Genomic DNA, 4,890 nt, shown 5'->3' with positions numbered 1-4,890 from the left:
CAATAACGTAGGGGTTTGGTCTCCCAACCCAATCTCAGAGGGCTTGGAAACCAAGCCCCTACATTACCATTCTCACGTAGGGGTTTGGTCTCCAAACCCGTCCCCAATCCCCAATCAATAACGTAGGGGTTTGATCTCCAAACCCAACCTCAGAGGGCTTGGAAACCAAGCCCCTAGATGACCATTCTCCTAGGTTGCGTTGTTTTGGGGGCATGGTTTTTATGGGATGGTGGGGGTGTTGCGTTATAACCAAGAGATAGCGAGTACCCCGGTGTCGCCATGAATGAAGAACGCATCAAAGCCTATCCCTCCCTGATTCAAGAACTGCTGACCTGTACCAGTGGGGAAGAGCCGCAAATCCTTAACCGTCACCTGGAGTTGCTGGATGAGAGGTTTGTGCAGGCGTGCGAGTTTGTGGGAGCTAATGTGTAGGGGGTTTGATGGTTGCGGTATATTTAGATGTGTGTTGTCTCAATCGCCCTTTTGATGACTGGGCGCAGGAACGGGTTCGGCTAGAGGGGGACTCAGTTTTAACGATTCTGGAACGAGTTCGCACGGGAGAATGGCAACTCATTTCGAGTGAAGCGATCGCAGTGGAACTGGAAAAAATGCGAAATCTGGAGAAAAAAACTAGCATCCTTAGTCTTTTGGCGTTAGCAACCCAGATGCAAGAAATTAATCCGACAGTGGAGGAACGTTCACAACAATTAGAACAGTTTGGGTTTGGGCTGTTCGATTCTTTTCATCTGGCTTGTGCTGAAGCGGCTGGGGCGGATATTTTTCTTTCTAAGGTTGCTATTAGCAATCCGGTGGTTTGGCTGATTCAGGTTTTACAGGAATAATAATCAGGAGTTATGGATGATGAATGCAGTAGAGTTAAGAGAAAAAGGCTGTCAGATTTTAGTCAATCATTTGGGACAGTCCGATGCGATTCGCTTTTTGCAACAAATGGGGTGGGGACAGGGTGATTATACTCAAGAACGAAGTGAAATGTTAGAGTCTGTAACGCGAGAGGAATTTTGGCAGGATTTGCAGAGAATTAGAAAGGGGAATCATTGACCCCAGACCCTTTGTGTCCTTGCGTTCTTGTGAACCTCCAGAGGCAAGTTAAGCAACTACCCCACTACTGCATTCAGTACCATAAACGAACAACAGATTCCGGCTAGTTTTTCCTGGATTCAAGAATTGCTGAGTGTCTGGAGTGGGGAAAACCAGTTTTCAACTGAAACCGCAAGAAAGCTACGGTTGAAGTTATGGTAAATACCTCTGCTATTCTCCGGTAAGAACTGAGTTATAAATTTGTATATTGTTTTGTAAACAAAATCATTTCAATTTATAGGCATATCGGGAAAATTGGGTTAAGCTCAGGAAAATGTAAAGTTAAGCATTTCCCCATGAGTACGCCAACTCCTCAAGAGCAAGTTGCTGCCTTACAGGAACAGTTAATCCAAATTAGGAAGCGAGGCGATCGCACCGAATCTCGCCAAGATAATCGCCCTGCGGAATCGGAAATTCTGGGAAAGTTGGGGATTGCTTATTATCAGAACCAACAATGGCATAGCGCCCTTACCACCCTGACAGAATATCTCAATCTAGCGCGGGAGTTGGGGAATCAAACGAATGAGGCAGTCGCGCACTATTATTTGGGATTTACTCAACAGGCGATCGCCGAATTCGAGCAAGCAGTAGCAGCCTTTTTTCAGGGATATCGGTTGTTTCGGCAACTCCAACAACATGAGTTTGCCGCGCAACCTTGGCAGCAGTTAGTCCAACAGGGACAAAGGTATCTCCAAAATCAGCAAGTCCCCGAAGCAGTCGCGCTTTATAAACGGCAAATCCAAGTTTTGTTAGAATTTGATGACCTAAAAGCCAGCGCCGAGATAGCCGTAGAATTGGGGAAACTGTACTATTCTCAGCCAGATTTCCCCCAGGCGATCGCCTGTTTCACCTCAGCCCTGGATACCGCCCAAACCCTGAAAGACCAAACCCTAGAAAACGTAGCCTTAGCCTGGTTAGGATGCAGTCATTGGCAGGGGGGAGACTTATCTCAAGGATTGCAGTATTTGGAACAACGGTTAGCCTTAGTCCAGCAGCTAGAAAATACAGCAGCGCAACAGGAAACCTTAACCTGGTTAATTCAGATTTCCCAGCAACTCAACCATCCCGATAAACTCATCCAATCTTATCAACTTCAAGCCAATTTCTGGCAGCAACAAGGAGAACCCGTCAATCAGCACCTCAGCTTATATGAACTAGCAATATATCAGTTTAATCGCCAACACTATCCAGAGGCATTATCCGGGTTTCAGGTTGCCTTAGAACTCGCCAACACCTTGAACGATGACCAGGGAAAGAGTTGGAAAACCGCCAACAATAATTATATGCTGGGGGAATGTTATCGCAATTTGGGAGAAAATCAAGCAGCAATTTCCCCCTATCAACAAGCGGTGGATTTGTATGGGCAGTTGGGGGCAAAAGAGTGGGCAGAAAAAGGGTTAGAAAATTTACTCACCCTCTATCGAGAATTGCAGCAAGCTGAACCAGAAATAGACTGTCAGAAAAAACGGTTTCAGCTTATCCAAGACAAGGGAGAGGATATCAAAGCACAGTCCTTGGCTTATGAAATTGGCAACCTTTATAATCGTCGCCAGCAATTCATACAAGCCCTGGAATATTATCAAGAAGCGCTGATTTTAGCTAAAAAGTTGGAACAGCCGCAAAATCTAGCCAATGCTGCATATATGGTGGGGCAATGTTATCGGAATTTGGGACAGGAGCAAGCAGCGATTTCCCCATATCAGCAAGCGGTTGAGTTGTACTTGCAGGTTGGGGTAAAAGAGTGGGCAGAAAAAGGATTAGAACATTTACTTAACCTTTATCGAGAATTGCAGCAACTTGAACAAGAAATAGACTGTCAGAAAAAACGGTTTCAGCTAATCCAAGACAAAGGAGAGGATATCAAAGCACAGTCTCTTGCTTATGAAATTGGTAACCTTTATAATCGTCGCCAGCAATTCACCCAAGCCCTGGAATATTATCAAGAAGCCCTGATTTTAGCTAAAAAGTTGGAACAGCAAAAAAATATAGCCAATGCTGCATATATGGTGGGGCAATGCTATCGGAATTTGGGACAGCAGCAAGCGGCGATTTCCGGGTATGAGCAAGCGGTTGGGTTGTATGTGGAAGTTAAGGAAACAAAATGGGCTTTATCGGGATTAGACTATCTGGTAAATTTGTATCGGGAGTTGAAACAGGATGAACAGGTTATTGCCTCTTACCAGCGGCAGTTAGAGATTTTTCGGGAATTGGGCGATACAAAGGCTGAACAGTCGTGTTTATATAAGATTGGGAGTTTGTATGATGACCTAAAGCAATGGGAAAACGCCCTGGAATATTTTGATTTAGCCCTGAGTTTAGCCCAAAAACTAGAGCTAAAACATTCTCAAGCCAATGCTCATTATATGCAAGGGCAATGTTGTCGGAATTTGGTACAACAGCAAGCGGCAATTTCCGGGTATGAGCAAGCGGTTGAGTTGTATGTGGAAGTCAAGGAGACAAAGTGGGCTTTGTTGGGATTAGACTATCTGGTGAATTTGTATCGGGAGTTGGGACAGTATGAGGGGGCGATTGGCTCTTACCAGGGGCGGTTAGAGATTTTCCGGGAATTGGCCGATCGCACTTCCGAACACAGTTGTCTGTATGACTTGGCAAGTTTCCAGTTTAATACCCAGAAATATCAGGACGCTTTATCTGGTTTTGAAGCCGCTTTGCAGATAGCGGAAACATTAACTGAGGATAGTAATCAAACTTATAAACTTGCCAATTCTCGGTATATGATGGGGCAATGTTGCCGGAATTTGGGACAGGCGCAAGCGGCGATCGCGCATTATCAGCAGGCGACTGGCTTGTATATTGAATTGGGGGTCAAAGATTGGGCAGCCAAAGCGTTGGATTATCAGGGAACGTTGCAGAAGGAATTAAACAATTATGAGCAAGCTTTGGCAGCACAGGAACAACGCTTAGGGCTTTTGCAAGAGTTGAATGAAACGGCTTCTAAGCAGTCTTGCTTGTATAATATTGGTTGTATTTTAAATTATCAGAAACAATGGACCCGGGCGCTTGAATATTTTGGGCAGGCTTTGAGCTTGGCAGTTGAGTTGGAGCAAAATCAACATGAAGCGAATGCCCATTATATGTTGGCTCAATGCCATGAAAGTATAGGAGATTTTCATTTAGCAGAAGAGTCAACCCAAAGGGCAAAAAATCTTTATCAATCTTTGGGCGATGATGAATGGGAAGAGATTTGTCAAAATTCGTTGTCCAGATTAGCTTCAAAAGCTAATCTGTCTCCTCGTTCAAGGTTTGGGCAAGATCTGAACACAGGCCAGAGAATTCAGCAAGCATTACAACAATTTTGGCTCCAACTGCTGCAAGCAGAAATGCAAAATGGTGGGGATGAAGCGGCAGTCCATCAGGTAATGCGGCAAAATATGGAGCTGATTGTTCCCGCCTTGGGGGATAGCATTGCTCAATGGATGCAAGACTTTGTTACTCAGGATCCTGACCTAGCCGAAGGAGTGGCAGGCGTAGTAGAAAATACCTGCACCAGGATTCGACTGTTTCCCGATGGCAGATATGGGGAAGCCCTAGCAATTGCCATCCGGGGCTATGATGTGGTGTTAGCACTGCGGGCTGATAATCCCGGAAAACGTGCGCAAACCCTGACGAATCTGGGGACTGCCTACAGTATTCAAGCGCAATTGGGCCTAGACCCGGCAACCAACTTAGATCATGCCATCACTGCCTACACTGAAGCCGCCACCATTCGCCGCCGTTCGGGACTGGAAAAAGACCTCTCTGGTACTCTGACGAATCTGGGGAATACCTACA

At 45.5% G+C, this 4,890-nt stretch carries 4 protein-coding genes; all 4 read left to right on the top strand.

Annotated features, from left to right (window positions below; translation table 11 throughout):
• The first annotated feature begins 279 nt into the window (after positions 1-279).
• Positions 280-432, top strand: a complete 153-nt coding sequence (locus tag JJD41_RS24455) for a hypothetical protein (protein WP_234489171.1) — start codon at positions 280-282, stop codon at positions 430-432.
• Positions 433-440: 8 nt separating this feature from the next.
• Positions 441-842, top strand: coding sequence for a hypothetical protein (locus JJD41_RS24450; RefSeq protein ID WP_200670484.1), 402 nt, complete (start codon positions 441-443; stop codon positions 840-842).
• Positions 843-858: 16 nt separating this feature from the next.
• Complete coding sequence (locus JJD41_RS24445) at positions 859-1,059, top strand: hypothetical protein (RefSeq protein WP_200670483.1); 201 nt, start codon at positions 859-861, stop codon at positions 1,057-1,059.
• 335 nt (positions 1,060-1,394) lie between these two features.
• The coding region (locus JJD41_RS24440; RefSeq protein WP_200670482.1) for a tetratricopeptide repeat protein at positions 1,395-4,890 on the top strand (3,496 nt) is incomplete at its 3' end.

It is taken from the genome of Oxynema mangrovii CENA135, from assembly GCF_016632315.1.
Taxonomy (GTDB): Bacteria; Cyanobacteriota; Cyanobacteriia; order Cyanobacteriales; family Laspinemataceae; genus Oxynema; species Oxynema aestuarii.
Note: the sequence above shows the minus strand (reverse complement) of the source record. Positions and strands in the feature narration are given on the sequence as shown.